Consider the following 26,469-nt stretch of genomic DNA (forward strand, 5'->3'; position numbering starts at 1 on the left):
CGGGCGGGACCGCCGTCAGGCGGACTCGCGGCGGACCAGCTGGGTCGGGGTGATCACCGAGGTGGGGGCGAGCGGCTGGGCCGGGCTGGCCAGGCGGCGGAGCAGCAGGCGGGCCATCAGGCGGCCCATCTCCTCGATGTCCTGGCGGATGGTGGTGAGCGGGGGCTCGGTCCAGGCGGCGATGGACTCGACGTCGTCGAAGCCGACCAGTGCGACGTCCTCGGGGACCCGGCGGCCGTGTGCGCGCAGGACCCGCAGGGCGCCGGAGGCCATCGCGTCGGAGGCGGCGAAGACGGCGTCCAGGTCGGGCCGCCGGGCCAGCAGTTCGGTCATCGCGCGGCCGCCGCCGTCGGGCGTGAAGTCGCCCTCGGCGATCAGGGCGGGGTCGCCGTCGGGGATCAGGTCGCGGTAGCCGTCGAGCCGGTCGGTGGAAGAGGTCTGGTCGAGCGGGCCCGTGATGGTGGCGATCCGGGTACGGCCGAGTGAGCGCAGGTGCTGGACGGCCATCCGGGCGCCGCCCCGGTTGTCGCTGTCGACGTAGACCAGCTCGCGGTCGGACTCGGCGCCGGGCCAGCCGGGGCGGCCGCCGATCACGGTGGGCAGGCCGACTCTGCGGGCCATCTCGGGCAGCGGGTCGCTCCGGTGCAGCGAGAACAGCAGCGCACCGTCCACGTGGCCGCCGGCCAGGTAGCGGCCGACCCGTTCGTAGTCCTGCTGGGCCTCGATCAGCAGCAGCACCATCTGGTTGTCGGCGGCGGAGAGTTCACGGCTGATGCCGCGCAGGTGCTGGGCGAAGAACGGGTCCGAGAAGAGCCGGCTCTCGGGCTCGGCGACCACCACGGCGATGGCCTGGTTCCGCCGGGTGACCAGGGTGCGGGCGGCGAGGTTCGGTGCGTACCCGAGCTCGTCGACCGCCTGCCGCACCTTCTCCCGCAGCGCCTCCCGGACGCCGGTGCCGCCGTTCACCACCCGGGACGCGGTGGCGCGGGAGACGCCGGCCCGTTCGGCGACGGACTCCAGGGTCGGGCGGGGGAGGGCGCCGGCCTGCTGGGCCTTGGGCTGCGGCTGGGCCACTGCGGACTCCTCGGGCTACGGGGTGAGTTGGTCGGCTCGGACTTGTCTGTGCAGAGCCTATCGGGTGAGCGCGAGAGGTGAGAGCGCTCCCAGATATCATCCCCCGCGAGGTTCGGCGGAATCGGGGGCCGAGATCGTCAGGTCCGACCTGGGTGTCGCATTTCCGCCAGTCGCCAGGTCGGGAGTGCCGCAGACTGGAGGACGTGACCGAGACTCTGACCGACGACGACACCCGGTACCGGGCAGTGGACAGCCGGGATTCCCGTTTCGACGGGGTGTTCTTCACGGCCGTCAGCAGCACCGGTATCTACTGCCGACCGAGCTGCCCCGCCGTGACCCCCAAGCGCGTCAACTGCACCTTCTACCCGACCGCCGCCGCCGCCCAGGGCGCGGGCTACCGGGCCTGCCGCCGGTGCCGCCCCGACTCGGTGCCGGGGTCGCCGGAGTGGAACCACCGGGCCGACCTGGTCGGCCGGGCGATGCGGCTGATCGGGGACGGCGTGGTGGACCGGGAGGGTGTGGCGGGCCTGGCCGAGCGGCTCGGGTACAGCTCGCGGCAGGTGCAGCGGCAGCTGACCGCAGAGCTCGGCGCCGGGCCGATCGCGCTGGCCAGGGCACAGCGCGCGCAGACCGCCCGGCTGCTGCTGCAGACCACCGAACTCCCGGTCACCGAGATCGCGTTCGCGGCCGGGTTCTCCTCGGTGCGGCAGTTCAACGACACCGTCCGGGAGGTCTACGACCGCACGCCGAGCGGCCTGCGGGCCGAGACCAACGGCCACCGCAAGGGCACCGCGACACCCGGGTCGATCGGCCTCCGGCTGGCCTACCGGGGCGCGCTCGACAGCGACCACCTGCTGGACTTCCTGGCGCTGCGTGCGGTCCCGGGCGTGGAGGAGGTGGTGCCGGGCGCCGTGCCCGGCGTCCGCACCTACCGGCGGACCCTGGCGCTCCCGTACGGCCACGCCATCGCCGAGGTGGACGGCCTGGGGGCCGGTGACCCGGCGAACCGGGGCTGGCTGGACTGCCGGCTCCAGCTCACCGACCTGCGCGACCTGACCACCGCCGTGCACCGGCTCCGGGCGCTCTTCGACCTGGACGCCGACCCCGACGCGGTGGACGGCCAGCTCGGCGTCGACCCGGTGCTCGGCGAGCTGGTCCGGGCCCGCCCGGGCGTACGTTCCCCGGGGCATGTCGATCCGCACGAGCTGGCGGTCCGCGCCGTCCTCGGCCAGCAGATCACCGTCGTGGCGGCCCGGACCCTGGCCGCCCGGCTGAGCGCGCGCTACGGCGTCGCGCTGCCCGAGGCCAGCGGTGGCCTGCGGCTGCTCTTCCCGACCGCCGGTGCCCTGGCGGTGGCCGACTCCGCCGACCTGGCGATGCCGGACGCCCGCCGTCGCGCCCTGCGCGGACTCTGCGCGGCGCTGGCCGACGGGACGGTCCGTCTGGACGGTGGCGTGGACCGGGAGGCGGCCGCAGCCTCGCTGCTCGCCCTGCCGGGCATCGGGCCGTGGACGGTGGGCTACCTGCGGATGCGCGCACTGGCCGATCCGGACGTCTTCCTGCCGAGCGACGTCGGCGTCAAGCACGGCCTGCAACGGCTCGGCCACCCGGGCGACCCCAAGGCGGCGGCGCTGGCCGGCACGGCCTGGGCGCCGTGGCGCTCGTACGCCGTGCACCGGCTGTGGGCCTCGCTGACTCCGGTGGCGGGCCCGAAGGTTGACGAAGCATCAGAAGGAGTCCGGGCATGACCACGGTGTTCGCGACGATGGAGAGCCCGCTGGGCCGCCTGCTGCTCAGCGGCACCCTGCAGCCGGACGGTTCGCTCGCCCTGCAGACGGTCACCGCACCCGGGCAGAAGGGCGCCCTGGACGAGCCCGCCGACGGCTGGTTGCACGACCCGGAGGCGTTCGAGGCCGTGGTCCGGCAGCTCGACGCCTACTTCGCCGGGGAGTCGACCGGCTTCGACCTTCCACTGGCGCCGGTGGGCACCGAGTTCCGGCGACGGATCTGGGCCGCCCTCGCCGAGATCCCGTACGGCGAGACCGTCACCTACGGCGAACTGGGCACGCTGGCGGGCCAACCCCCGACGGCCGTACGCGCGGTGGGCGGCGCGGTCGGCGCCAACCCGCTGCTGGTGATCCTGCCCTGCCACCGGGTGGTCGGCGCGAACGGTGCGCTGACCGGCTTCGCGGCGGGTATCGACCGCAAGCGGCACCTGCTGGCGCTGGAGCGGGGCTCGCTCTTCTAGTGCCGCGCCCGGCAAGGTTGGCCCCGCGCGGCACTAGTGCCCGCCGTCCCGCGGGATTGCTGCTCCCGCGCGGGAGGCGATCTTGTGGAGTTCCGCGAGGAGTTCGGGGGGCCCGTCGACCTCGAACTCGGTGTCCAACATGAGGATGTGCAGGGCGAGTCGGTGCACCGTGTCGGCTCCCGCGTGCACGATGCAGGTCGTGTCGTCGACCGGTTCGACCAGGATCGCGGCGGGCATCCTGGCCCTGATGGCGGCCGCCGGGGCGTGGACCGTCACGCGCGCGCGATGGTGCGACAGCGCGGTGTCGACGCCGCGTGGCACGAGGTCGGCGGGCGGTTCCTCGCGGGCGGCGAAGCGGGCGCCGTGCGGCAGGCGCGGGCTGAGCCGGTCGACGCGGAAGGTCCGCCAGTCCTCGCGCGCGACGTCCCACGCCACCAGGTACCAGCGGTGGCCGGTGTGCACGAGGCGGTACGGCTCGACCTCGCGCACCGCCTCGTCGCCGTCGTGCCGACGGTAGTCGAACCGCAGGCGGCGCTGGTCGCGGCAGGCGGCCGCGAGGGTCGCGAGGACGTCGGCGGACACGGCCGGCCCGGTGCCTCCCACCGGCGGCAGGGTGACGGTGAACCCGTGCAGGGCGGCGACGCGGCGGCTCAGGTGGTGGGGCAGGACCTGTTCGAGCTTGGCGAGCGCGCGGACCGAGGTCTCCTCGATGCCGGCGACCGAGCCGCCGGCCGCGGTGCGCAGGCTGGCGGCGACGGCAACGGCCTCCTCGTCGTCGAGCAGCAGCGGCGGCAGCGCGGCGCCGGCACCGAGGCGGTAGCCGCCCGCGACGCCGGAGGTCGCGTGGACCGGGTAGCCGAGGCCGCGGAGCTTGTCGACGTCGTACCGGATCGTGCGCGGGCTGACGCCGAGGCGCTCGGCGAGCTCGGCGCCGGTCCAGTCGGTCCGGCTTTGCAACAGGGAGAGCAGACGCAGCAGACGTGCCGAAGTAGCCAACATGCCGTCAATGGTGGTGCATATTGCGGCAAGTAGCTTGCCGCAATATCTGAGATCGTCTTCTCAGTGCTCAGGGGGCGGCGAGATCGGGCCCCGTGAGTGGCGAGAACACAGCCCGTACCACCCGAGGAGAGCTCATGATCCTGGTCACCGGTGCCACCGGAAACGTCGGCCGCCACATCGTCCGTCTGCTCGCCGAGCAGGGCATAGCCGCCCGGGTGCTGGCCCGCGACCCGGAGAAGGCGGCGGGGCTCGGTGCGGCCGAGGTGGTCCGCGGCGACCTGGCGGAGCCGAGCACGCTCGGTCCGGCGCTGGAGGGCGTCGATGCGGTCTTTCTGTTCCCGGCGCCGGGCAGCGGGCCTGCGTTCGTCGCGGCAGCCGAGGCCGCGGGCGTCGCGCGCGTGGTGATGCTGTCCTCGGACGCGGTGGCTGACGACGTTGCCGAGCAGGCCAACCCGATCGCGGGGTACCACGCGGAGATCGAGACCGCGGTCCGCGGATCCGCGCTGGAGTGGACGCTGCTGCGCTCGGGGCACATGGCGACCAACGCGCTGCCGTGGGCGGGGCAGACCAAGGCGGGCGACGTGGTGCGCGGACCGTACGCGGAGGCGACCAGCGCGCCGGTGCACGAGGCCGACGTCGCGGACGTCGCGGTGGCGGCGCTGACCGCGGAGGGCCACGCGGGGCGGGTCTACTGGCTGACCGGGCCCGAGTCGCTGACCGCCGCCGAGCAGGTCGCGCTGATCGGCAAGGCGGTGGACCGGCCGCTGGTGTACGAGGAACTGCCGGCGGACGTCGCGCGCGAGCAGATGAGCCGGTTCATCCCGCCGTTCATCATCGGCACGCTGTTCGAGGGCTGGGCCAAGTCGGTCGGCGTGCCGGCGCTGGTCTCGTCGGACGTCGAGACGGTCACGGGCCGCCCGGCGCGGACGTTCGACGAGTGGGCCCGCGACCGTGTGGCGGACTTCGCCTGACGTGGCGTCAGCGGCCCTCGGGCGGCGTGCCGGTGGTGCTGCCACCGGCACTGCTGGTGCTGCTGCTGCCGGTGGTGCCGGACAGGGCTTTGGCGAGGAGTTCGAGCGCGGGGAGGGCGTGCATGACGGCCTCGCGCTCGGCGATTGGGAGGCTTTCGAGGGCGGCGGCCAGGCGGCGTTCGTGGGCGTGCTGCCAGTCGCGGAGCTGCTGGTGGCCGGCCTCGGTGAGCGCGATCCGGGCGGTGCGCCGGTCGCCGGGGTCGGGCTGGCGGTCGACGAAGCCCGCCTCGAGGAGCTTGCCGATCAGTCCGCTGACGGTGTTGGGCGCGAGGCGCTGACGGGCCGCCAGTTCGCCGACCCGGAGCGGGGCGGCGGCCAGCGTCTGGAGCAGCTCGACCTGGGCCATCGGCAGTGACTCCCAGGGGTAGTCGGTGCGGATGCTGCTGCGCAGGGCGCGGCGGAGCCGGGTGATCACGTCGGTCAGCCGCTGGGCCCGCGCGACGGCTGCGGCCTCCTCCAGGACGGACTCGTGGTCCGCCGAATCGGGGGAGTGGCCGAGGGCCGGATCGGGGTTGGGCTGCGGCGACATGGGCGACAGCGTAGCGCGCGGGGCTCGTACACCTGTCGGTAGGTGACCAGGTCTGCTCACGAGCACATCCCGTAACGATCCGATCGCCGTCCGAGCAGTTCGTCAGCAGAACAGCTCTGTAACCGATATATTGCTGGGGTGGCCACCGTGAACCCCAGCTTTGCCCAGCGCCTGCTGGCCGAGCGCCCCCGCCCCCGAGCGGTGGCCGGCTGGCGGCACGCGCACTGGCTGGCCGTCGGCACGGTCTGCCTGGGGGCGTTCCTCGGGCAGCTCACCGCGAGCATCACCGCCCTGGTCTTCCCGGAGCTGGAGCGGGCCTTCGGCGCCAACTTCGCCGCGGTGGAGTGGGTCGCCCTCGCGTACCTGCTGGTCCTGGTCGCGTTGCTGGCCCCGATCGGGCGGCTCTCCGACCTGGTCGGCCGGAAGACGGTCTACCTGGGCGGCTTCGCGGTCTTCGCGCTGGCCTCGCTCGGCGCCGGGCTGGCCGACAGCCTCGGCACGCTGGTCGCCTGCCGGGCCGTCCAGGCGGTCGGCGGCGCGATGATGCAGGCGAACAGCGTCGCCCTGGTGGCCCGCGGCGTCCCCGAGTGCGCGATGCGCACCGCGCTCGGCGTCCAGGCCGCCGCCCAGGCCCTCGGTCTGGCGCTCGGGCCGACGCTCGGCGGGCTGCTGGTGCAGCACGTCTCCTGGCGTTGGGTGTTCTGGATCAACGTCCCGATCGGCCTGCTCGGCATCCTGGCGGGCTGGTTCCTGCTGCCCCGCACCTACCCGCACGGGCGGCCGCGGCAGCCCCGCCGCGACGGCCGGTTCGACCTGGCCGGGCTGGTGCTGCTGGCCGGCTGTTCGACCACCTTCCTGCTTGCCCTCTCCACCGCCTCCGGACTCCCGCTGCCCGCCTGGGCGGTGGCCGTCCTGCTGCTCGCGGCCGTCGTCCTGGCCCTGGCGCTGGCCCGGCAGGAGCAGCGCGCCGACCGCCCGCTGATCCCGCCGGGGTTGATCAACACCCCCGGCATCCGGACCGGGCTGCTGATCGCCCTGGTCGGCTACCTGCTGCTGTTCTGCCCGCTGGTGCTCGGCCCGGTGATGCTGGTGGGCACGGGAGTGCCGGTGGCCACCGCCGGACTGGTGATCACCGCGCTCCCCGCCGCCTTCGCGGTGGCGGCCACCGTCGGGGCCGGCCTGCTGCCCGACTCCTGGTCGGACGCCGTCCGTTGCCGCTGCGGCGCACTGGTGGCGGCGCTCGGCCTCGGGCTGCTCGCGGTGGTCCCCGCCACTCCGGCGGCCACCGTCCTGCCGCTGGTGGTGGCGGGCTACGGCCTCGGGCTGCTGCTGCCGGCGAACAACGCGCTGGTGATGCGCGCGATCCCGCCAGCCAGCTCGGCCGTCGGCGGTGGGCTGGTCAACATGGTGCGCGGTCTCGGCACCGCCCTGGGCACCGCTCTGCCGGTGCTCGCGGTCCACCTGGCGGGCCATCAGACCGGCGGCCGGTCGGTGCTCGTCCTGCTCACCCTGGTCGCGGGCGCGGCCGCCACCTTGGCGGCCCGGGTCCGGACCAGCGCGCCGCGCTCCTGAGGAAACGCCGAAGGGTGCGGCGGACGGTGACGTCCGGCCGCACCCTTCAACGGTGGTGCTAGGAGAGTGGCTTGGCGCCGCGCTTGGCCAGCAGCTCGGTGATCAGGTCGATCTCCCCGCGCTGGCCGTTCACCATGGTCTGGGCGAGGCGCTTCTCGACCGCGTTCGTGGCGAGGTCGACGTAGCCCTGGGCCATCTCGACGCCGCCCTTGTGGTGCTCGACCATCAGCTGCAGGTAGTAGACCTCGGCCTCCTGGCCGCTGAGCGAACGCAGCTTGGCCAGCTCGGTGTTGGTCGCCATCCCGGGCATCAGCGAGCCGTCGTGCGGCTCGTACTGATGGTTCATCTTCATCCAGGCCATCGGCTTGGTGCCCGAGTGCTGGGTCAGACCCCACTGGTCGAGCCAGCCCATCATCATGCCCCGCTGGTTGGCCTGGGTGTTGATGATGTCGAAGGCCAGATTGCGGACCTCGGTGTCCTGGGTCCGGTCCCGGACGATGAACGAGAGGTCGATGGCCTGCTGGTGATGGGTCGCCATGTCCCGGGCGAACCCGGCCTCCGCCGACTCCTGTGCGGGCGTCGACGCCACCGAGCCGCTGGCGTCCGAGCCGCCGSCCACCAGCGCGGGCACGCCGAGACCGAGCGCCACGGCGGCCGCCAGCGCGGCGGGCCACCAGAGCCGGTGCCGGCCGGCCTCGGCCGGGGTCACCTCGGCCGGGGCGACCTCGGCCGGGGCCATCTCGTCGGCGGCTACTGCTACTGGGCGGTGCTGCACGACGCCCCCGGCTCCTGGGTCTGCGGGCCCTGCACGTACTTGGTGAAGAAGCTCGCCACCCGGGGGTCGGCCGCGCTGTCGACCTTCAGCTGGGTGCCCCACGCGGTCAGCGTGATGGCGCCCTCCTCCTCCGGGTAGGGGCTCATGAAGGAGTACGGGGTGGTCTTCACCCGGGTGGAGAGCGTGGTGATGTCGTCGGCCGACGCCTTGGTGTTGTAGGTCACCCAGACCGCGCCGTGCTCGAGCGCGTGCACGGCGTTCTCGTTCTCGACCGGCTTGTCGTAGACGGTGCCCATGCAGTTCAGCCAGACCTGGCTGTGGTCGCCGCCGACCGGCGGGGTCTGCGGGTACGTCACCTTGGTCGGGACGTGGTTGCGGGCGAGGTTGTCGAAGGTCTGGACACCGTCGATCGGCGCCTTGGCGGCGGCGGCCTCCTTGTCCTTCTTCTCCTTCGCGTCGAGCGCGATCCACGCGCCGCCGCCCACCATGCCGGCGAGCAGCACGGCGGCTGCGCCGATCGCGATGAACTTGTTGCGGCGGTCGCGGCGCTGCTCCTCGGCGCGCAGCTCGGCTATCCGGGCGCGGCGGTCGGCGGTGGTCGGCCGGACGTTCGACTTGCCCTTGCCGGGCTGCTTGGTCGGCTGCTGCTTGGCGGCGGAACCCATGAAAGTTGTCCTTGTCCCCGTCGAGCGGTGCCCGCTCGGCGGTCTACGGATTGGCAGGGGAAGCGGAGCCGTCCGGGGCTCGGTCGGTCGTGGCCGGCTGGCCTCGGCCGGTCCTCGGACGGTGGGTTCCGCTCAGCTCAGCTGGACCTGGAGCGCGTGTAGGTCGGGCGCCAGGTCCGGGCCNGGGCCGCTCAGCGGTGCGAGCACCGGCGGAGCGGGCAGTGCCTGAGGGGGGATCAGCCGGGCGGGTACCGCGGGTACGGGCTGCGGTGGCGCGTTCGGCAGCTGGGACTCCTGGCCGCAGTACGGATGGCTGGAGCAGCCGCTGCCTGGGCCTGGCTGTCCGCCGTCCACCGTGCACCAGATCAGCGGCAGCCGTTCGGCGCCCTGCCCCTGTTGCGAACGGTGGTGCACGAGCCCGTGTGCGGCGGCCGCGACGGCGACGGGCTGGGCCGTCACCGTGGTCAGCGGCGGCGGGGCGGCCGTCCTGGCGACCGCGTGCGCGCGGCCCGCACACGGCAGGGCCGTGAGCAGGCCCACCAGCAGCAGTACCCACAGCGCAGCGGCGGGGCGGCCGGTGATCGTGGCCCTCCCCGGCTGCGGTGTGTTAGCCCCGGGCGCGGTCATGCGCACATATTAATCAGCCGAACGGGTGAGGGTGGAGCCCCTCGGGGGGTCTCGTTCCCTGCCGCTCACGTCGAGTACGTGCAGTTCGGCACGGTTTCGGCCGGTCCCGACCGGCCGTCGTGGCACTGCGCCCACGGGGTGACCGGTTGTCTCCGATTCCCGGACACCGTCGTTCTCCTTGGGGACAATGACGTCGAGCCCGGGGCCCAGGCCCGCTCGGCAGTCGGCAGACACGGACGAGGAGCAGCCGGATGAGCAACCAGGGCGCACCACCGCAACGCGGCGACGGCTGGTGGCACGAGGTCTACAAGGGCCCGGCCGCCACCCTGCCGGACGCACCGGACACCCCGGACGACGACGCGACGGTGGACGACTGGTTCGACTCGGCGGCCGGGATGATCGGGACTCAGCGCACGGCGGAGGCGGTGCCGGAGGCCGAGGCGGTATCGGGCAGCGACGCTCTGTCGGTGGACGACTGGTTCGACTCGGCGCTCGGGATGATCGGGACGCAGCGCAGCGCCGAAGCGGACGTGGTCACGGGGCCGGACGAGAGCGGTCCGGACTTGGCCGACCAACCTGAGGTCGACCGGTCGGTGGCTGACGAACCGGTAGCTGACGATCTGTCCGCCGACACTTCGGCCGCTGCGCCCGGGCAGCCCCCGCTCCCGGACGAACCGGCCCCTGCGGAAGTACCCGTCGAGGTGCCGGCGGCCGAACCCCTGACCTCCGTCGAGCCGCTGCCGCCTGCCGCCCGCCGAGCGTACGACCAGCAGCCCGTCCCGCACGTCGGCGACCGGCCGCCGACCTACGGCCCCGAGCCGACCGCCGTCGCTCTGGCGGACCCGGACGGGCTCGCCGTCCTGACACCCGACACCGTCCTGGAGGGCGCCCAGTACGGCCCCGCCACGCTGCGGGCGGTCTCGGTCCGGGGCGACTCCGCGCGCTACCGGGGTGAACTGCGCCGGGACGCGCTGCTGATCACCCGGTTCGGCGAGGGGGAGGAGGGCCTGCTGCTCGCCGTAGTGGCCACCACCTCCGCCACGGCCGCACCCTCACCGCTCGCCGCCGAGGCCTGCCGCCAACTGGCCGCCGCGATCGGCCGCAGCCGTACGGAGCTCGCCGCCGACCTGCGCGACGGCGCGCGGGACCGGCTGCGCTACGGGCTCCAGCGCCTCACCACCAGCGCGTTCGCACCGCTGCGCGCCCCGGGAGTGCTGCTGGACGCCGCCTCGGACTCCCAGCTTGACGGCGCGTCCGACACCGCGTCCGAAGGGTCGTCCGCCGGGGCCCTGCACTGTCTGCTGCTCTCGCTCGATCCGGCGGCCACCCACCGCGCCGCCTTCGGGCTCGGCCCGAGCGGGCTGTACCTGCTCCGCTCCGGACACTGGATCGACGCGTACGCGGCCCGGCTGCTGCACCACCCGGACGGTCAACTGCCGTCCCCCGCCGGTCCGTCACCCAAGCCGTTCCGGTTCCGCCTGGTGCCGGCCACCCCCGGCGACATCCTGCTGCTCTGCACCCCCGGCCTGGCCGACCCGCTCGCCGACGAACCGGCCGTCGCCCACTTCCTGGCCAACCACTGGGCCCACCCGCACCCGCCAGGCACGGTCGACTTCCTCCGCCAGATCCAGGTCCGCGCCAAGGGCTACTCCGCCGACCGCACGGCCGCCGCGCTCTGGACGGAGTAACCAGAAAATCCGTTCGCCCGTGTGCTGGTCCGGCCCGAACTAGCCTGACGGCCGGTCAGCGGTGCACGTCGATCTCAGCCGCCCAGGAGTGCCTGGGCCACGGAGGCGACCTGGCCGGCTGCCTCCGCCCGGCTCGCGCCGGGTAGGCCGATCGCGACCGGTACCGCGAGGCCGTCCAGCAGCGCGCGGAGCTGGACGGCCCGGTCGGCCGCACCGTCGGCGGTGAACTCGCCGCCTGCCACGCCCTCCTCGATCAGCGCGACCAGGTCGGCCTGCCAAGGTGCCTCGATCTCCAGCTGCCCCTGCCGGATCTCCGCGCTGGCGGGGGAGCGGCCCCAGACCTCGAGCCAGAGGATCCAGCGCGGATCGCCGGGGCCTTCGGGCAGGTACAACTCCGCGTACGCAGCCAGTCGCTGACGAGCCGTCAGCGCGTGATCGGTCAGGGCGGCGCGGCGCCGTTCGCCGAGCTGCTCCTCGCTCCAGCGCAGGGTCTCCAGCAGCAGCTGGTCCTTGCTGCCGAAGTAGTAGAGCAGGTGCCCGGCGCTCATCTGCAGCTGCTTGCCCAGCCCAGCCATCGTCAGCTTGGCCAGCCCGTGCTCGGCGATCGACGCCCGGGCCGTGGCGAAGACCTCCTCGCGCGGGCGCGCGGGGCGTCGCGTCCGTGGCTCCGCCATCTGCCGTTCCTCCTGCTCAGGGATGGGTCCGGCCAGCTTCTCACGGTCCGGTGGCGGGGTGGCTGCGGTAGGAGTTTGAACAGATTGTTTGCAATAAACCGTTGTCAACGAATGCCATGGTCGCCTACCGTGAGGCCATGACCGAGGACAGCAAGGTGCAGCTCTCCGCCCCGTTCGACGTGCCGGACGTGGCCGAGGCGCACGAGAAGCGGCAGTACCCGGCCCTGGTCCGGATCACCGAGCGCCACGCCCACGGCGAAGCCCGTGACCGCTGGGAGGAGCGGCGGATGCCGCTCGGCCCGGTGGACGCCTGGCGGCGGGTGGTGATGCTCGCCGGCGGCAGCGAGGTCCCCGAGGAGGGTGAGGCGCCGGTCGACGCGGACGACCTGGCGGCCGCGCTGGCACTGGTGCAGTGGGCCCGGGCGGAGGTGGACGAGTGGGAGCTCGGCCTGCTGGAGATGGCGCGCGGCCGGGGGCTGACCTGGCAGCAGATCGCCGTCAACCTCGGCCTCGGCTCGGCCCAGGCGGCCCGGCAGCGGCACCTGCGGCTGACCGAGCGATCGCTGGGTCAGTCGGCGGGCTGAGCGGCCGTCAGTTCGCGGCGCCGGCCGTGCAGGTCGAGGGGCTGCGGGCGCGCCGCGAGGCGGCAGCCCAGGCAGTCGGGGTGGTGGGAGGTGTCCCTGACGCGCCAGTCCCACTGCTCGGCCGGCCGCGGGCCGCTCGGCTTGCCCCAGCCCGCGAGGTGCAGCAGCCAGCTGGCCAGCGCACCCGCGCAGACCAGCCCGGCGCCGAGCCAGACGCCCGGCAGCCAGGCCGCGCACATCGCGACGCCGGCCGTGCCGAATCCCGCGAACACCAGGGCGGAGCCGGTCCACCCCGCAACGGTGTGGCCCATGTCGTGGTGGCCGTGCATCCCGCTCATCTGCGCACTCCTTCGTCATGCTGGGGGTCCGGGGCGAGCCCGTCGATTTATCTCACGTGCTAAGTATCTTAGACTCTAAGGAGATTTCAGGTGGAGGGCAAGCCCCGTCCGGCCGCATCCCCGGCGCAGGCCCTGGCGGCCATGGACCAGCTGATCGCGCTCAGCCTGGTCAGCCAGCAGGACATCGCGCAGCGCCTCGGCCTCGGGGTCACCGACCTCACCTGCCTCGGCCACATCCTCGGGGCGAGCGAGCAGCCCATCACCGCCGGAGAACTGGCCGACCGCGCCAACCTGACCACCGGCGCCGTCACCGGCGTGCTCAACCGCCTCGAACGCGCGGGGTACGCCCGCCGGGCCGCCGACCCGGCCGATCGACGACGCGTCAGAATCGTCGCCGACGAGACCGCCGCCGCCCGGCTGTACGCGGTCTACGAGCCGTTCTACCTCCGCATGAACGAACTCTTCGCCGACTACACGCCCGACGAAGTCGCCGTCCTGTCCGACTGGTTCACCCGCGCCACCGCCCTGATGGGCACCCGCCTCGACGAGATCCGCACGGCCAACCAAGCCTGAACGGGCCCAAATTGCTGGTGTTGCGGCCGAGCTCGCGGTGGAAGACGTACACGATCAAGGTGCAGCTCGACCCGGCGTATGCGGGTGACGGCAGTGATGTGAGGAACCAGGCCAAGGTCGCCACGGACAGCGCCGACCCGGACCAGAGCAACAACGCCTCCGACGCCTCGACCGGCACCCTGCCCGGCCCGGGCCCCGGCCCGAACCCCCCGGCTCTGGCCAAGGCGGACGTCGCGATCACCAAGAAGCCGGTCGGGACCAAGCGGGTCGCGCCGGGTGACGTGTTCGACTACACGATCACCGTGACCAACAATGGTCCTACGTCCGACAGTTACAACGTGGTCCTCACCGACTAGCTGCCGAGGCCACTGACCTACGCCTCATCCCGGCCGGCCGGGTGCGCCGTGGATGCCGCGAATCTGGCGGTCACCTGCCCGGCCAAGGGCCGTCTGAAGGTGGGTGAGAGTTCGCCTACGTCCTCACCGCCCGCCTGGATCCCTCCTACCTGGGCGACGGCACCGACATCATCAACCGTGCCGTGGTCCACGCCGACAACACCGACCCAAACCCCGCCAACGACGAGGACACCGCCCTCCTGCCGGACGGGGGCCGGCCCGCCCCGCACACGAGGGACATGGCGGCCCAGGCGATGCTGCCCAAGGACACCGTCCTGCCCGGCGAAACGGTCGCTCTGACCGGCCGGATCAGGAACCACGGGCCGTCCACCCACATCGGTGAGGCCACCTTCGCGGTCACCCTGCCCGCACAGCTCTCCTGCGGCCAGGACCTGCCCGGCCACTGCACCGCGGACACCCCACAGCGGGCGACCTGCAAGTTCCCCGCGGGCATCCTTCCGCAGCCCCGCACCGGAAACCGCGCCGCGCAGGACGGTTACGTGGACACCGAGTTCGCCCTGCGGGTGTCCCCGGACGTCGCCGGCGGCCAGACCCTCACCGGAAAGGTCCGCGTCAGCGACCCGATCGACCGCAACCCCGACAACGACGAGGACACCTACACCCTCCGCATTGGCGAGCCTGCCGCCGACCTCGCGCTGACCAAGTCCGCCGGCTACCCGGCCGGCAAGACCCAGGCCGACCCCGGCGACACGTTCAGCTACACCCTCACCACCACCAACCACGGCCCGTCCACCGCGGTGAACGCCAAGGTCGTCGACCCGCTGCCGGCCGCGCTCTCCTTCGTCTCCTCCCCGGACGGCTGCACCGCGAGCGGCAGGACCGTCACCTGCGGATCGACCGCGCGGCTCGCGCCGGGTGACAAGGCGGTCCATCGCATCGTTGTCAAGCTCGACCCCGCCTACGCGGGCAACGGCAAGGACGTCGACAACATCGCCACCGCCTCCTCCGACACCCTCGACCCCGACCAGAGCAACAACAGCAACAAGCCCGGCATCAACGGCCCCGACGGCGGCCCGCTCCACACCGGCAAGGCCAAGCCGAAGCCGCTTCCGCACACCGGCGTCGCCGTGACCGTCGTTGCCGCGACCGGAACGCTCCTGGTGGTGGTCGGACTCGGCTGCCTCGCATTCGCCGGACGGCGCGGACGGCGCGGACGGCGCGGCCCGGCGTAGCGGTCACGCAGCGGGCCCGGAACGGCACAGCCGTTCCGGGCCCGCAGCCGTATCCGCGCCCAAGCCCCGCGCAGCGGCCGCAGCCGCCAAGCGGCCGCACGACGATGCCCCGATCGGATGATCGGCCCGGGGCGCGGCCGCCGGGTTGCGCACAACCCGCCCCAGTCCCGGCACAGTTGCGGCAAGCGCATCGGCACGACCCGTGCGGCGCGCGCTCTGGGAGGTCGAGGCTTTGGCCAGTTCGAACGCGCGGTGGCAGAACGCGCTCGTGATCGCCGCACTACCGGTGGCCGCATGGTGCTGCCCGCCGTCGCCACGGCCGCCGTGCCCGCCGAAGCCCCGGCACCGCCACCGGCCGTGGTAGCGGTGTCGATCGACGCAGGCGACGCGCAGGCCCGCGCAGGTGGCACCCTCAGTTACACCGTCCGGGTACGCAACGACAGTGATCAACCCATCGCCGCGGCGGAGGTCTCCCAGATGCTCCGGCCCTCCCTCGAACCCCGCACCGCCGGACAGGGCGGGCAGGTCGGCGCCACCCAGGTCACCTGGACCGCCGACCTGCCGCCCCGCCGCGACGTCACGCTCACCCTGACCGCCGGGGTGACCAAGAACACCGCCCACGCTGACAAGCTGGTGACCACGGCCTGCGTGCGCACCGAACCGGGACGACCGCTGGCCGGTTGCGCCTCCAGCCGCCTCGCCTGGGCGCAGAACGACGATACGGTCCGGCCGATGGCCACCCTCGCGGCGGCTGGTACCGCCGTGGTCCTGCTGGCAGGTGGCGGGTACGCCGTACGCGCGCGTCGGCGCAGGGCGGTCGGAGCGGCGACCGAGACCGACTGACGGCCCTGGCCGTGTGGTCGGCCGCTTCACCTACCGTGCACCGGTTCTGTCGGATGGCCAGCTGTTTCCGTTCCGGTCGGGAAGTGCGGATATCATCCGGCGCGAGCGGTGATGATCACCGCTGACCACTGGGGGGATTTCATGCGTACGCACACCAAGGGCCTGCTCGCCCTGGCGTTCAGCCCGGTGCTCGCCCTGACGTCCGGGGCCTCGGGCGCCGCGGCCGACAGCCGGGGGCTGGAGATCGCCGTGCCGGCCTATGTGTGGCCGGGGGACCCAATGCTGACGGGACTTCAGACCACGTCGTCCGCCGCGTCCGTGGTGGTGCTCAACCCGGGGAACGGGGACACCCCGTTCAACGCCGCCTGGCAGGCGCAGGCCGAAACCCTGCGCAGTGGGAGCACAGCGACGGGCTCGAAGACCAAGGTGCTCGGTTACGTCCACACCGACAATGCCGCCCGTCCGCTCGCCGACGTGAAGGCGTCCGTAGACAACTACCTGAAGACCGCCGACGGCAAGCTGCACGTCGACGGCATCTTCTTCGACGTGGTCAGCCGCGACTGCGGCCCGGGGAACAGCTCCCGCGACTACTACCTGGCGCTCCGTCAGTACGTGCAGAGCACCGTCGACGCGCTCGACCCGGCCGTCCAGGAACTGGTGGTGGACAACCCGGGCACCGCGATCGCCGACTGCTACCTGGAGTCCGGCCACCGCACCGCCGACACCTTCGTGACGTACGAGGGTACCTATGCCGACTACACCAGCGCGGGCTGGCTCGGCGGGAACGTCTTCAACCTGACGGCCGGCTACTGCTCGGGCGCCGCCTTCGACTCGAGCGGTACCGCCTTCTGGCACCTGGTCTACGGCGTGCCGGGCGCGCCCAAGATGCGGACCACGCTCGACACCGCCTTCGCCCGCGGCGCGGGCTACGCCTACGCCACCGACGACGTACTCGCCAACCCTTGGGATGCTGCACCGAGTTGGGGTTTCAGTGCGCAGACCTCGTACGCCGCCACCATCGGCTGATACCAGCGGTGCACCGAAGGGGTGGGGCACTCGAGGTGCCCCACCCCGCGACCGTCAGGCCTTCGGCTGCTGCTGGGTGATGCGGTGGATGCGGCCGGTGGGCCGCCCATCCCACCGAGCGAGCCGCATCTCGCCCAATGCCCCGCCGAACTTCGCGCCGCTTGATTTATCACCCAACTGGGTGGCAACCAGGTGTGGTTCCCGCCCAACGGTGTCCTGAATACGCATAGTTCGAAGCATGACCACAGCTGCAGTAGCCGCCGCAGAGCAAATTTCCTGCCCCACGTGGTGCGAAGAGTCCCACGACCCACAGCCAATGCATCCGGGCGACGTGCTGCACATGGCATCCGTCGATGGCGGCGTTGCAGTGCCCCGCTTTTCCGGGAAGGGTTGGCTGGAGCTCTACTTCTCGTTGGTCAGTGAACGCCGAGGTGACGGGTCGTTCACGCCTCCATTTATCGAGGCAAGCATGGAAGCGCCAGAGACGATCGGCCGAATGTATACCCAGGACGCGGCGGAGAAGGTCATTGCCGGTCTTGAGGCGGCTGCCGATGGACTTCGGACCTATCTCGGCTCGTTGCCGGCAACGGCGGACTGGGTCGACGAGCACCTCAAGAGGTCTTGACGGATCGTCATGTCGGGTCGCGTACGCAACCCGACATGGCCGTTTCCAGTACCTATCCGTCGAGTGCCAGGCCGGTGCCCATCATGGCTGCCCCGGCGGGCTCCGGGAGGTGGGCGGTACCCGGCGTTGATCTGCCGGTGTCCAGTGCCCGACTGCGAGTGTGACCCGTGGCCCCGCTTTCGACTCGTTCACTCCGAAGGGCCGGTCTCATGAAGAGTCGATATATGCCGAAGCTACTGCCGCCGGTCGGCGCGGCGAAGCCAATGTGGGGCGCCTGGGACCTCAAGAACGGCGACTGGGTCCGGGTCCCGTCGCCGGACCGCAGGCCGGAGTGGTTCACTTCTGAGGACCGAGTCGACGCCTGGGCCATTCAACAGGCAACCACCAACACCTCCAAGAATCGATCGCCTACAGCGACTCGGCAGGGTCATCAGTCTGGGCCACGCCCTTGACCGTGGTCATGGCCGTGGCCCAGTGTGCAGTCGGGGTCGGGCCGTACATGGTGCCCCCAAGCGTCAGGCGGTCCGACCCCGGCACCCATCAAGATCATCTGGGAGGCCTCAGGAGATGATCTCGTAGAGGGCTTCCATAGATCCGGGAGGCTCTCTGACCAGCAGAAACCTCAGGCCTTCGGCTGCTGTTGCGTAATGCAGTGGATGCCGCCGCCGTTGGCGAAGATCTCGCGGGCGTCGACCAGTTCGACCTTGCGGCCGGGGTACGCCTCGGCGAGCAGGTCGGCGGCGGTCTGGTCGCGCGGGTCGTCGAAGGCGCAGAGGATGACGGCGCCGTTGGCGACGTAGTGGTTGATGTAGGAGTAGTCGACCGGCTCGCCGTCCTCGTCCGTGAGGACGGTGGGGGCGGGGAGTTCGATGACCTCCAGCGGACGGCCCTGGGCGTCGGTGGCGGCGCGCAGGATGGCGACCAGCTCCTGGCAGACCTCGTGGTCCGGGTGCGCGGGGTCGGGCTGGACGTGGGCGACCACGACGCCGGGGCGGACGAAGGAGGCGACGATGTCGATGTGCCCTCGGGTGCCGAACTCGTCGTAGTCGCGGGTGAGTCCGCGCGGCAGCCAGATCGCCTTGGTGGTGCCGAGCTGGGCGTGCAGCTCCGCCTCGACGGCCTCCTTGGTCCAGTCGAAGTTGCGCCCCTCGCCGAGCTGGACGGTCTCGGTGACCAGGACGGTGCCCTCACCGTCGACGTGGATGCCGCCGCCCTCGTTGATCAGCCGGGAGGCGAAGCGCTGGACACCGGTCAGGCCGGTGATCTCCTCGGCGATGTGCTGGTCGTGCTCCCAGCGGGCCCAGGACTGGGCGCCCCAGCCGTTGAACACCCAGTCGGTGGCCGCGAGTTCGCCGGAGTCGTTGATCAGGAAGGTCGGTCCGATGTCCCGCATCCAGGCGTCGTCCAGCGGCCGCTCGACCAGCTCGACCTCGGCGGAGACGTAGCGCCGGGCCGCGTCCAGTTCGCCGGTGTTGACGATCAGGGTGACCGGCTCGTACCGGACGATGGTGTTGGCCACCCGGGCCCAGGCCTCCCGCGCGGCGTGCAGGTGCTCGGGGCTGTCGAAGGTCGGGTTGTCGGTGGGGAACGCCATCCAGGTGCGCTCGTGCGGGTGCCATTCGGCGGGCATCCGGAAGCCGAGCGCGGCGGGGGTGTTGGTCATTTGGGTCAAATCCTATGTGGTCAGAGGAAGTACAGGCGGCTGAGGGAGACCGAGTCGGCCGGTTCGGAGCGGAGCGGCGAGCCGTCCAGCGAGACCAGCCCGGTGTCGGACTCGACCTGGACGTTGCCGATCCGGGCGTTGCGCACCATGTCGCGCGGCCCGATGCCCCGGGTGTTGCGGACTCCCACCCGGCGCCTGCGGGTGGGGAGTTGGTCGGCCATCCGGTCCAGGTACGCGCCGTCGGCGGCTGCCTGGGCGACGAAGGCGACGGAGATGTCGGCGGCGGTGGCCCCGTGGGAGCCGAACTGGGGGCCGAGGACGAGGGGTTCGCAGCGGTCGGTGGAGGCGTTGGGGTCGCCGGTGACGCCGTAGGCGGGGAATCCGGCCTTGAGGATCAACTGCGGTTTGGCGCCGAAGTGGTCGGGGCGCCAGAGGACGATGTCGGCGAGTTTGCCGATTTCGATGGAGCCGACTTCGTGGGCGAGGCCGTGGGCGATGGACGATGTCGGCGAGTTTGCCGATTTCGATGGAGCCGACTTCGTGGGCGAGGCCGTGGGCGATGGCGGGGTTGATGGTGAGTTTGGCGATGTAGCGCAGGACGCGTTCGTTGTCGTCGCCGCTCTCGGCGGTGCCGAATCCGCCGTCGAGAGGGCCGAGTTCGTGCTTCATCTTGCCRGCCATGGCGAAGGTGCGGCGGACGGTTTCGCCGGCCCGGCCCATGCCCTGGGCGTCGGAGGAGGTGATGCCGATGACGCCGAGGTCGTGCAGGACGTCTTCGGCGCCCATGGTGCCGGCGCGGATGCGGTCGCGGGCCATGGCGGCGTCGCCGGGGAGGTCGACCTTGAGGTCGTGGGCGGAGACGATCATGCCGAAGTGCTCGCCRAGGGCGTCSCGGCCGAAGGGGAGGGTGGGGTTGGTGGAGGACCCGATGACGTTCTCCACGCCCGCCATCTTGAGGACGTTGGGGACGTGTCCGCCGCCGCAGCCCTCGATGTGGAAGGCATGGATGGTGCGGCCGTCCAGGACGCGCAGGGTGTCCTCGACGGAGAGGCACTCGTTGAGGCCGTCGGTGTGCAGGGCCACCTGCACGTCGTACTCCTCGGCCACCCGCAGCGCGGTGTCCAGCGCCCGGGTGTGGGCGCCCATGTCCTCGTGCACCTTGAACCCCGACGCCCCACCCTCAGCCAGCGCCTCGATCAGCGGCGCCGGATCCGAGGACGAACCCCGACCCAGGAACCCGATGTTGACCGGCCACGCGTCGAAGGAGTTGAACGCGTGCCGCAACGCCCACGGCGAGTTCACCCCTACCCCCCACGCCGGGCCGAACTCCTGCCCGATGATCGTGGTGACGCCGGAGGCCAGCGACGCCTCCATGATCCGCGGGGAGAGCAGGTGCACGTGCGTGTCGATGGCACCCGCTGTCGCGATCAGCCCCTCCCCCGAGACGATCGCCGTCCCCGTCCCGACCACCACATCCACACCGTGCAGGGTGTCTGGGTTGCCGGCCCGTCCGATCGAGGCGATCCGGCCGTCGATCAGGCCGATCGAGGTCTTCCGGATGCCCAGCACCGCGTCGATCACCAGCACGTTGCTGATCACCACGTCACAGGTGTCCCGCACGGCGGCCGCCTTCAGCAGCATCCCGTCCCGCGCGGTCTTGCCGAACCCCGCCAGGAACTCGTCCCCCGGCGCCTGCGAGTCGGACTCGACCCGGATGATCAGACCGCTGTCCCCGAGCCTGATCCGGTCACCGGCCCGGGGACCGTGCACCGCGATGTAGTCCTCCGCGTCGATGCCGCCCCCGGCCACCCCGCCCGGGCGGCCGTGACAACCTGCGGAGTCGAAGACGCTGCCACTCATGCCTGCTCCTGAAAGTGCGTCAAATAGCCGGTCGCACGTGCCTTTGCCAGCGCGGATTCCTTCGCCCCGGGCGCATCCAGCGGGCCGTCCACCAGACCAGCGAAACCGATCGCCACCCGCGCCCCGCCGATCGGCAGCAGGCCCACCTCCACCACGGCGCCGGGGTCGAACCGCACCGAGGAGCCCGCCGGGGCGGCGAGCCGGTAGCCGTAGGCGGCGGCCCGGTCGAAAGCCAGCCGGGGGTTGACCTCGAAGAAGTGGAAGTGCGAGGTGACCGAGACCGGCACCGCCGCGGTGTTGAGCACCGGGAGTCGCACCTCCGCCTCGGCCGGCCGGTAGCCCGCTCCGTCCCCCGGCAGGGCCGCGCCGGGTGCGCCGTTCCCCAGCGAACCCCGGGCCCGGAACGGGTCGTCGATGACGCAGAGCCGCGTCCCGTCGTCGAAGACCGCCTCCACCTGAAGGGTCGTCACCACGTCCGGCACGCCGGGCAGCACGTCCTCGGCGGTGAGCACGGAGCGCCCGGCCTCGATCGCCTCGGCCAGCCGCCAGCCGTCCCGGGCCGCCTCGCAGACGGTGTCCGCGATCAGCGCGTGCACCTCGGGGATGTTCAGTTTCAGGCCCCGGGCCCGGCGGGCCCTGGCCAGCTCGGCCGCCGTGAAGATCAGCAGCCGGTCCCGCTCGGTCGGTGTCAGTCGCATCGCGCGTCTCCTAGGCTGCCGGCGTGCCGGGCTGGTCGTGGGTGGAGCAGTGGATCCCACCGCCACCGGAGGCGATGTTGTCGATGACGACCGGCACGATCTCCCGGCCGGGGAAGTGGTCCCGCAGGAGCTGCTGGGCCCGGTCGTCGGCCTTGGCGTCACCGAACCGGGGCAGGAACAGCGCCTTGTTGGCGACGTAGAAGTTGATGTACGAGGAGACGAACGCGTCGCCGCGCCCGGTGATCCGGTCCGGATCGGGCTGCGGCAGGTCGATCACCCGCAGCTGCCTGCCGTGCGCGTCCGTGGCGCTCTTCAGCACCTCCCGCGCCTGGGCGGCCGAGCGCGACCAGACATCGGCGGGTGCGCCCGGGAACGGCTGGTCCAGCAGGACGACGCCCGGCGCCGCGAACCGCACCAGGCAGTCCACGTGCGCGTCGGTGATGTCCTGGTCCCGCACCCCGGCGAACCAGAGCACCTTGGTGACGCCCAGCGCCTTCTTGAGCTCGGCCTCGATCTCGTCCCGGCTCTTCCCTGGGTTGCGGCGCTCATTGACCACCGAGCTCTCGGTGACCAGCAGCGTCCCCTCGCCGTCGGTCTCGAACGAGCCGCCCTCGGCGACCAGCGGCGTCCGGACCCGCTCGACCCCGTACTTCCCGAGCACGGCGGCCGCCAGCGCCGTGTCGTTGCCGTGCTCCTTCTGCTTCTCGCCCCAGCCGTTGAAGTTGAAGTCGACGCCCTTGAGCGTGCCGGAGTCCTCGACGAAGACCGGCACGGTGTCCCGGGCCCACAGGTCGTCGACCGGCAGCGGGACCACCTCGACGCCGTTGCCGCACGCGTTCTGCGCCGCGTCCAGCTGCCCGGGACGGGCGAACATCACCACCGCCTCGTAGCCCGCGACGGCCCGGGCCAACCGCGCGATGTCCCCGCGCACGTCAGACAGTTGGTCACCCCAGATACCGGTGGAGGCGGGCCAGGACATGAAGGTCCGGGTGTGGCTCTCCCACTCCGCGCCGAACCGGCGGCCGGGCGTCGGCCCTGGCTGGCCACTACCCGGTGCGGCCGGCTCGGAGGCCCTCGGCGGCAGCGCCTGGTCGCCTTCCTCCGGCGCGGCACAGGCGGCGGCCCCAAGGGTGAGCAGTCCGGCGCCGGCTGCGGCGCGCAGCACCGTCCGGCGGGAGGCGGAAAAGGGCATGATCGGGTCTGACACGGAGTCACTCCGGTGAATGAGGGTGGGTGTGAGGAAGGCAGGCGCGTCGCTACGACAGCGGTTCCTGCATCGTGGAGCAGTGGATGCCGCCGCCCCCGGCCATCAGGCGGTCGACGTCGAGCTGGACCACCTCACGTCCGGGGAACGCCTCCGCGAGGGTGCACCGGGCGGCCTCGTCCTTGGCCCGGTCGCCGAACTGGGCAGTGATCACGGCCCCGTTGACGACGTGGAAGTTGAGGTAGGAGTCGACGAACTTCGAGTCTCGCGAGCGGACGGTGTCGGGGCCGTCCACCCGGATCACCCGGAGCCGCCGACCCCTGGCGTCGGTGGCCCGGGAGAGGATGTCGAACTGCTCGCGGGCGTCCCGGGCCCAGACGTCATGGCGGTCCGTCGGGGGCAGCTGCACCATCACCGTGCCGGGGCCGATGAACCGTGAGGTGACGTCGACATGGTTGTCGGTGATGTCCCTGCCCTTGATCCCGGGGACCCAGATCATCTTCTCCGCGCCGTACACGTCGAGGACGGCGTCCTCGATCTCGTCCCGGCTCATGCCCCGGTTGCGGTTCTTGTTCACCAGGCTGCTCTCGGTGGCGAGCAGGGTGCCGTCCCCGTCCGTCTCGACCGAGCCGCCCTCACCGACGAAGTCGGCGTACGAGAAAGGGAGTTCGAGCAGCTCGGCGATGCCCCGGGCCACCTCCGCGTCGTCCTGGTGCGTCTGCTTCCCGCCCCAACCGTTGAAGTTGAGACCGACGGCGTCCCGCCGTCCACGGTCGTCCCGCCGGAACACCGGTGCCGTGTCCCGCATCCACAGGTCGTCGGTGGGGACATCGGCGGTCACGGTGACGGTGGGGCCGCAGTGGGACCGGGCCTCGCGGACGCTGTAGTCGTCCGGGGCGCACACGGTCACCGGCTCGAACCGGGCGATCGTCCGGGCGATCAGCGCGATGTCCTCCTGGACGCCGGCCAGCTGTCGGCCCCAGACGCTCTTGCGGGACGGCCAGGACATCCAGGTACGGGCATGCGGGACGTCGTCGGGCTCCACCCGCCACTCGCGCGGGCCGGACACCCGAGCGGGTTCGGCTCCGAAGAGGCGACTGAGGAAGGAGCGGTCGTCGTTCATGCGGATCTCCAGGTTCAAGAATTGCACCTGCGGCCGGAACCGCATCCCCACTCTCGCACTGACTGAAATTTCAGTCAAGATTCCACAGATGGGCATGCGCATGCCCCGGACCCCATGCGGTCCGGGGCATTCACGCTCGGCACTCAGCCGCGCAGCCGCTCCAGTTCACTGTCGATCGCGCCGGCCATCAGCTCGCGCGCGTGCTCCATCGGCAGGCTGCCGCTGAGCCAACGGACGCTCAGACCCTCCAGCAGCGCGGTCAGCCGCTCGGCGGAGGCGGCCAGAGCGGCGGCGCCGTTCATCGGCCGCACCCGGCCCAGCAGTTCCGCCACGTCCTGCACCCAGACCAGGGTGGCCCGGGCCACGTCCTCCCGGAGGTCGGGGTCGAACACGGCACTCGCCCGAAGCTCGCCCCACGCGGTGCTGTTCTCCCGCACCTCGGGGATGTCCTGGAACTCCAACAGCAGGGTCTGCTCCAGCTCACCCCGGGCGTCCAGCGGCGGCGCGTCCGCCGCGCGCTCCGCGGTGTAGCGATCGGCCCGGTCGTTGATGAACTCCAACGTCGACCGGAGGATCCCCGCCCGGTCCTTGAAGTGGTAGTAGATCAGCGCCGTGGACACGCTCGCCTCCGCGGCGAGCTCCTCCACGCGCAGCCCTCGGACACCGCGCCGGGCGATCACCCGCGCGGCCGCTTCCATGATCAAGGTTCGACGGTCAGCCACAAGGGATCACCCTACCCGGGGGGCACCGCCCGATCGACAGGGTGGGCTGACTGAAATTTGGGTCAGGATATGCTCCGCACACCCTCACCCGCTCCACCCGCTGGGAGTCCGCATGATCACAGAGCCCTTCGGCACCCCGTCACCCACGGCGTTCCAGGCGCTGTCCCCGGACGACCCCCGCGAGGTGGGCGGCTACCGCCTCTGTGCCCGGCTCGGCGCGGGCGGCATGGGCCGGGTCTACCTCGCCTACACACCGGGCGGGCGGCCCGTCGCCCTCAAGGTGGTCCGGCCCGAGCTCGCCGAGGACCTGGAGTTCCGCAGCCGGTTCGCCCAGGAGGTCGCCAGCGCCCGGCGCATCCACGGCCTGTACACCGCCCAGGTGGTCGACTCCGGCACCGACGCCGTCACCCCCTGGCTGGCCACCACGTACGTACCGGGGCCCTCCCTGCACCAGGTGATCCACCGTCACGGTCCGCTCCCCGAACGGACCGTCCTGCTGCTGCTCGCCGGTATCGCCGAGGCCTTGCAAGTCATCCACCTCGCCGGTGTGGTGCACCGTGACCTCAAGCCCGGCAATGTCCTGGTCGCCGCCGACGGTCCCCGGGTCATCGACTTCGGCATCGCCCGCGCCGCCGACGCCCACCCGCTGACCGCCACCGGCCTGCGGATCGGGTCGCCCGGCTTCATGGCCCCGGAGCAGGCCCTCGGCCTGCCTGCCACTCCGGCCACTGATGTCTTCGCCCTGGGCGCCCTGATCTGCTGGGTCGGCTCCGGCACGTCACCGTTCGGCGACGGGCCGGGGGCGACCGCCCTCTACCGGGCGGTCCACGAGGAACCCGACCTCACCGGTCTGCCGGCCGGCCTGCACGACCTGGTCCGGAGCTGCCTGGCCAAGGCCCCCGGACACCGCCCCGGCACCGCCCAGCTGATCGAGTGGGTCCGCGACCATCCGGCCACCGGCGGCGAGCTCCGCTTCGCCGAGGGCTGGCTGCCCCAGCAGGTCAGCACCACCGTCCTCGGCCACACCGACCTGCCGACCACACCGTCCGTCCCCGATGCCGACCTGACCCCGACCGCGCGTGTCCTCCTCCCGGAACCCACGCGCCTCATGGAGCCGGCCCCCGGCAGACGCGCGGCTCGCCGGCGCCGACCGGTCCGGACCCCGCTCCTGGTGACCGCCGCCCTGCTCGTCGGCGCGGGCGGCACGTTCGTCCTGCTCGACCTGGACGAGCCCGCTGCTCCGGACTCCGCCGCGCAGGCAGCCGCCCCGTCGCCCACGCCCTCGCCGTCCCTGTCCCCGTCCACGTCCGCCCAGCCCGGTTACGTGGCGGTCCACAGCGACCTCGAACTCACCTCGCCCGACTCTTCCTTCGAGTTCGACCTCAGCGCCGGAAAGGTGGCCCCGCAGGACGCCTCGACCTGGTATCTGGGCCGCCACGCAGGTGAGTTCTACCTGCCCGACAGCAGCGTCGCCTACGTCGCCCCGGCCGACCGGCTCACCCTTGACGAGTGCGTCAAGGGCATCGAGACCCGGCCGGTCTCCACCGTGCCGTTCGGCTCCGGCTTCTGTCTCCGCAGCCCGGCCGGGACCGACATCGCCCTCGTACGGGCCGTCAGCCCGGCAGCATCGGACGACAGCCCGGTCAGGATCATCGTCACCACCTACCGCCGCACGGCCTGAGCCACTGTCAGGTGCCCGATCGGGCAGTGGACGGTGCCCTGCCGCAGGCTTCCCGGCAG

General features: G+C 72.2%; 26 protein-coding genes and 1 pseudogene. 13 read left to right on the forward strand and 14 right to left on the reverse strand.

The window, feature by feature from the left end; translation table 11 throughout:
* Positions 1–15: 15 nt before the first annotated feature.
* Positions 16–1,074 (reverse strand): LacI family DNA-binding transcriptional regulator, encoded by a 1,059-nt coding sequence (locus tag ASC99_RS10790; RefSeq protein WP_057230647.1) that lies wholly within the window; start codon positions 1,072–1,074, stop codon positions 16–18.
* Positions 1,075–1,277: 203 nt separating this feature from the next.
* Here ASC99_RS10790 and ASC99_RS10795 point away from each other — a divergent pair, with 203 nt between their 5' ends.
* On the forward strand, positions 1,278–2,822 hold the full coding sequence (locus ASC99_RS10795; RefSeq protein WP_304440486.1) for a DNA-3-methyladenine glycosylase 2 family protein: 1,545 nt from the start codon (positions 1,278–1,280) through the stop codon (positions 2,820–2,822).
* Positions 2,819–3,322 (forward strand): methylated-DNA--[protein]-cysteine S-methyltransferase, encoded by a 504-nt coding sequence (locus ASC99_RS10800; protein ID WP_057230649.1) that lies wholly within the window; start codon positions 2,819–2,821, stop codon positions 3,320–3,322. Before ASC99_RS10795 ends, ASC99_RS10800 begins: the two co-directional genes overlap by 4 nt.
* Positions 3,323–3,355: 33 nt before the next feature.
* Here the strand turns inward: ASC99_RS10800 and ASC99_RS10805 are convergent, their stop codons facing one another.
* Positions 3,356–4,321 (reverse strand): YafY family protein, encoded by a 966-nt coding sequence (locus tag ASC99_RS10805; protein WP_057230651.1) that lies wholly within the window; start codon positions 4,319–4,321, stop codon positions 3,356–3,358.
* A 134-nt stretch (positions 4,322–4,455) separates the two neighbouring features.
* On the opposite strand from ASC99_RS10805, the gene ASC99_RS10810 reads away from it, so the two are divergent.
* Positions 4,456–5,292: an NAD(P)H-binding protein gene (locus ASC99_RS10810; protein WP_057230654.1), complete on the forward strand. Its 837-nt coding sequence runs from the start codon at positions 4,456–4,458 to the stop codon at positions 5,290–5,292.
* A 7-nt stretch (positions 5,293–5,299) separates the two neighbouring features.
* Here ASC99_RS10810 and ASC99_RS10815 read toward each other — a convergent pair whose 3' ends face one another.
* The gene (locus ASC99_RS10815) at positions 5,300–5,881 is read right to left on the reverse strand and encodes a MarR family winged helix-turn-helix transcriptional regulator (protein WP_057230655.1); all 582 of its coding nucleotides are present in this window, start codon (positions 5,879–5,881) and stop codon (positions 5,300–5,302) included.
* 138 nt (positions 5,882–6,019) lie between these two features.
* Here ASC99_RS10815 and ASC99_RS10820 point away from each other — a divergent pair, with 138 nt between their 5' ends.
* Positions 6,020–7,453 (forward strand): MFS transporter, encoded by a 1,434-nt coding sequence (locus ASC99_RS10820; protein ID WP_235502452.1) that lies wholly within the window; start codon positions 6,020–6,022, stop codon positions 7,451–7,453.
* 58 nt (positions 7,454–7,511) lie between these two features.
* Here ASC99_RS10820 and ASC99_RS10825 read toward each other — a convergent pair whose 3' ends face one another.
* Both ASC99_RS10825 and ASC99_RS10830 read right to left on the reverse strand, forming a co-directional pair.
* On the reverse strand, positions 7,512–8,192 hold the full coding sequence (locus ASC99_RS10825) for a DUF305 domain-containing protein (protein ID WP_057230657.1): 681 nt from the start codon (positions 8,190–8,192) through the stop codon (positions 7,512–7,514).
* 17 nt (positions 8,193–8,209) lie between these two features.
* On the reverse strand, positions 8,210–8,893 hold the full coding sequence (locus tag ASC99_RS10830; RefSeq protein WP_057230659.1) for a DUF3105 domain-containing protein: 684 nt from the start codon (positions 8,891–8,893) through the stop codon (positions 8,210–8,212).
* Positions 8,894–9,771: 878 nt separating this feature from the next.
* Here ASC99_RS10830 and ASC99_RS10840 point away from each other — a divergent pair.
* On the forward strand, positions 9,772–11,208 hold the full coding sequence (locus ASC99_RS10840; protein ID WP_057230664.1) for a protein phosphatase 2C domain-containing protein: 1,437 nt from the start codon (positions 9,772–9,774) through the stop codon (positions 11,206–11,208).
* 74 nt (positions 11,209–11,282) lie between these two features.
* Here ASC99_RS10840 and ASC99_RS10845 read toward each other — a convergent pair whose 3' ends face one another.
* Positions 11,283–11,882: a TetR/AcrR family transcriptional regulator gene (locus tag ASC99_RS10845; protein ID WP_057230666.1), complete on the reverse strand. Its 600-nt coding sequence runs from the start codon at positions 11,880–11,882 to the stop codon at positions 11,283–11,285.
* A gap of 137 nt (positions 11,883–12,019) precedes the next feature.
* Here ASC99_RS10845 and ASC99_RS10850 point away from each other — a divergent pair, with 137 nt between their 5' ends.
* Entirely contained in the window at positions 12,020–12,466 is a 447-nt protein-coding gene (locus ASC99_RS10850) for a hypothetical protein (protein WP_057230951.1), read from the forward strand.
* Here the strand turns inward: ASC99_RS10850 and ASC99_RS10855 are convergent.
* A complete protein-coding gene (locus tag ASC99_RS10855) occupies positions 12,451–12,804 on the reverse strand; it encodes an HGxxPAAW family protein (RefSeq protein ID WP_235502450.1) in 354 nt (117 codons plus the stop codon). The two genes, ASC99_RS10850 and ASC99_RS10855, sit on opposite strands and share 16 nt — an antisense overlap.
* 90 nt (positions 12,805–12,894) lie before the next feature.
* On the opposite strand from ASC99_RS10855, the gene ASC99_RS10860 reads away from it, so the two are divergent.
* The 5 genes from ASC99_RS10860 (at position 12,895) to ASC99_RS10880 (ending at position 16,834) form a co-directional block, all read left to right on the forward strand.
* Positions 12,895–13,377: a MarR family transcriptional regulator gene (locus tag ASC99_RS10860; protein ID WP_057230668.1), complete on the forward strand. Its 483-nt coding sequence runs from the start codon at positions 12,895–12,897 to the stop codon at positions 13,375–13,377.
* 20 nt (positions 13,378–13,397) lie between these two features.
* Entirely contained in the window at positions 13,398–13,733 is a 336-nt protein-coding gene (locus ASC99_RS10865; RefSeq protein WP_162257868.1) for a DUF11 domain-containing protein, read from the forward strand.
* A 182-nt stretch (positions 13,734–13,915) separates the two neighbouring features.
* Positions 13,916–14,965 carry a DUF11 domain-containing protein gene (locus ASC99_RS10870; RefSeq protein WP_057230672.1) on the forward strand — a complete coding sequence of 350 codons (1,050 nt, stop codon included), beginning with the start codon at positions 13,916–13,918 and terminating at the stop codon, positions 14,963–14,965.
* Between the two features lie 294 nt (positions 14,966–15,259).
* The gene (locus ASC99_RS10875) at positions 15,260–15,808 is read left to right on the forward strand and encodes a DUF11 domain-containing protein (RefSeq protein ID WP_057230675.1); all 549 of its coding nucleotides are present in this window, start codon (positions 15,260–15,262) and stop codon (positions 15,806–15,808) included.
* Between the two features lie 141 nt (positions 15,809–15,949).
* Positions 15,950–16,834, forward strand: a complete 885-nt coding sequence (locus ASC99_RS10880; protein ID WP_057230955.1) for a spherulation-specific family 4 protein — start codon at positions 15,950–15,952, stop codon at positions 16,832–16,834.
* A gap of 54 nt (positions 16,835–16,888) precedes the next feature.
* Here the strand turns inward: ASC99_RS10880 and ASC99_RS10885 are convergent, their stop codons facing one another.
* Positions 16,889–17,062 carry a hypothetical protein gene (locus ASC99_RS10885; protein WP_157531476.1) on the reverse strand — a complete coding sequence of 58 codons (174 nt, stop codon included), beginning with the start codon at positions 17,060–17,062 and terminating at the stop codon, positions 16,889–16,891.
* Positions 17,063–17,072: 10 nt separating this feature from the next.
* Between ASC99_RS10885 and ASC99_RS10890 the strand changes: the two genes are divergently transcribed.
* The gene (locus tag ASC99_RS10890) at positions 17,073–17,459 is read left to right on the forward strand and encodes a hypothetical protein (RefSeq protein WP_157531477.1); all 387 of its coding nucleotides are present in this window, start codon (positions 17,073–17,075) and stop codon (positions 17,457–17,459) included.
* Positions 17,460–18,081: 622 nt separating this feature from the next.
* Here the strand turns inward: ASC99_RS10890 and ASC99_RS10895 are convergent.
* The 6 genes and pseudogenes from ASC99_RS10895 to ASC99_RS10920 form a co-directional block, all read right to left on the reverse strand.
* Positions 18,082–19,122: an agmatine/peptidylarginine deiminase gene (locus ASC99_RS10895; RefSeq protein ID WP_057230681.1), complete on the reverse strand. Its 1,041-nt coding sequence runs from the start codon at positions 19,120–19,122 to the stop codon at positions 18,082–18,084.
* Between the two features lie 20 nt (positions 19,123–19,142).
* Positions 19,143–20,982, reverse strand: a pseudogene (locus tag ASC99_RS10900) (urease subunit alpha).
* Positions 20,979–21,680 carry an urease subunit gamma gene (gene ureA, locus ASC99_RS10905; protein ID WP_057230683.1) on the reverse strand — a complete coding sequence of 234 codons (702 nt, stop codon included), beginning with the start codon at positions 21,678–21,680 and terminating at the stop codon, positions 20,979–20,981. Before ureA ends, ASC99_RS10900 begins: the two are co-directional and overlap by 4 nt.
* A 10-nt stretch (positions 21,681–21,690) precedes the next feature.
* Positions 21,691–22,872, reverse strand: a complete 1,182-nt coding sequence (locus tag ASC99_RS10910; RefSeq protein WP_057230957.1) for an agmatine/peptidylarginine deiminase — start codon at positions 22,870–22,872, stop codon at positions 21,691–21,693.
* A 64-nt stretch (positions 22,873–22,936) separates the two neighbouring features.
* A complete protein-coding gene (locus ASC99_RS10915; RefSeq protein ID WP_057230958.1) occupies positions 22,937–24,007 on the reverse strand; it encodes an agmatine/peptidylarginine deiminase in 1,071 nt (356 codons plus the stop codon).
* 143 nt (positions 24,008–24,150) lie between these two features.
* Positions 24,151–24,705, reverse strand: coding sequence for a TetR/AcrR family transcriptional regulator (locus ASC99_RS10920; protein WP_057230684.1), 555 nt, complete (start codon positions 24,703–24,705; stop codon positions 24,151–24,153).
* A gap of 136 nt (positions 24,706–24,841) precedes the next feature.
* Here ASC99_RS10920 and ASC99_RS10925 point away from each other — a divergent pair, with 136 nt between their 5' ends.
* Positions 24,842–26,410, forward strand: a complete 1,569-nt coding sequence (locus tag ASC99_RS10925; protein WP_057230686.1) for a serine/threonine-protein kinase — start codon at positions 24,842–24,844, stop codon at positions 26,408–26,410.
* The last annotated feature ends 59 nt before the right edge of the window (positions 26,411–26,469 follow it).

This window comes from Kitasatospora sp. Root107, assembly GCF_001424875.1.
Lineage (GTDB): Bacteria > Actinomycetota > Actinomycetes > Streptomycetales > Streptomycetaceae > Kitasatospora.

Coding starts and splice junctions, on each gene's coding strand:
- ASC99_RS10800 (WP_057230649.1), top strand. CDS start 2,819: ATGACCACGGTGTTCGCGACGATGGAGAGCCCGCTGGGCCGCCTGCTG.
- ASC99_RS10805 (WP_057230651.1), bottom strand. CDS start 4,321: ATGTTGGCTACTTCGGCACGTCTGCTGCGTCTGCTCTCCCTGTTGCAA.
- ASC99_RS10810 (WP_057230654.1), top strand. CDS start 4,456: ATGATCCTGGTCACCGGTGCCACCGGAAACGTCGGCCGCCACATCGTC.
- ASC99_RS10815 (WP_057230655.1), bottom strand. CDS start 5,881: ATGTCGCCGCAGCCCAACCCCGATCCGGCCCTCGGCCACTCCCCCGAT.
- ASC99_RS10830 (WP_057230659.1), bottom strand. CDS start 8,893: ATGGGTTCCGCCGCCAAGCAGCAGCCGACCAAGCAGCCCGGCAAGGGC.
- ASC99_RS10840 (WP_057230664.1), top strand. CDS start 9,772: ATGAGCAACCAGGGCGCACCACCGCAACGCGGCGACGGCTGGTGGCAC.
- ASC99_RS10845 (WP_057230666.1), bottom strand. CDS start 11,882: ATGGCGGAGCCACGGACGCGACGCCCCGCGCGCCCGCGCGAGGAGGTC.
- ASC99_RS10850 (WP_057230951.1), top strand. CDS start 12,020: ATGACCGAGGACAGCAAGGTGCAGCTCTCCGCCCCGTTCGACGTGCCG.
- ASC99_RS10855 (WP_235502450.1), bottom strand. CDS start 12,804: ATGAGCGGGATGCACGGCCACCACGACATGGGCCACACCGTTGCGGGG.
- ASC99_RS10875 (WP_057230675.1), top strand. CDS start 15,260: ATGGTGCTGCCCGCCGTCGCCACGGCCGCCGTGCCCGCCGAAGCCCCG.
- ASC99_RS10880 (WP_057230955.1), top strand. CDS start 15,950: ATGCGTACGCACACCAAGGGCCTGCTCGCCCTGGCGTTCAGCCCGGTG.
- ASC99_RS10885 (WP_157531476.1), bottom strand. CDS start 17,062: ATGCGTATTCAGGACACCGTTGGGCGGGAACCACACCTGGTTGCCACC.
- ASC99_RS10890 (WP_157531477.1), top strand. CDS start 17,073: ATGACCACAGCTGCAGTAGCCGCCGCAGAGCAAATTTCCTGCCCCACG.
- ASC99_RS10895 (WP_057230681.1), bottom strand. CDS start 19,122: ATGACCAACACCCCCGCCGCGCTCGGCTTCCGGATGCCCGCCGAATGG.
- ureA (WP_057230683.1), bottom strand. CDS start 21,680: ATGCGACTGACACCGACCGAGCGGGACCGGCTGCTGATCTTCACGGCG.
- ASC99_RS10910 (WP_057230957.1), bottom strand. CDS start 22,872: ATGCCCTTTTCCGCCTCCCGCCGGACGGTGCTGCGCGCCGCAGCCGGC.
- ASC99_RS10915 (WP_057230958.1), bottom strand. CDS start 24,007: ATGAACGACGACCGCTCCTTCCTCAGTCGCCTCTTCGGAGCCGAACCC.
- ASC99_RS10920 (WP_057230684.1), bottom strand. CDS start 24,705: ATGGAAGCGGCCGCGCGGGTGATCGCCCGGCGCGGTGTCCGAGGGCTG.
- ASC99_RS10925 (WP_057230686.1), top strand. CDS start 24,842: ATGATCACAGAGCCCTTCGGCACCCCGTCACCCACGGCGTTCCAGGCG.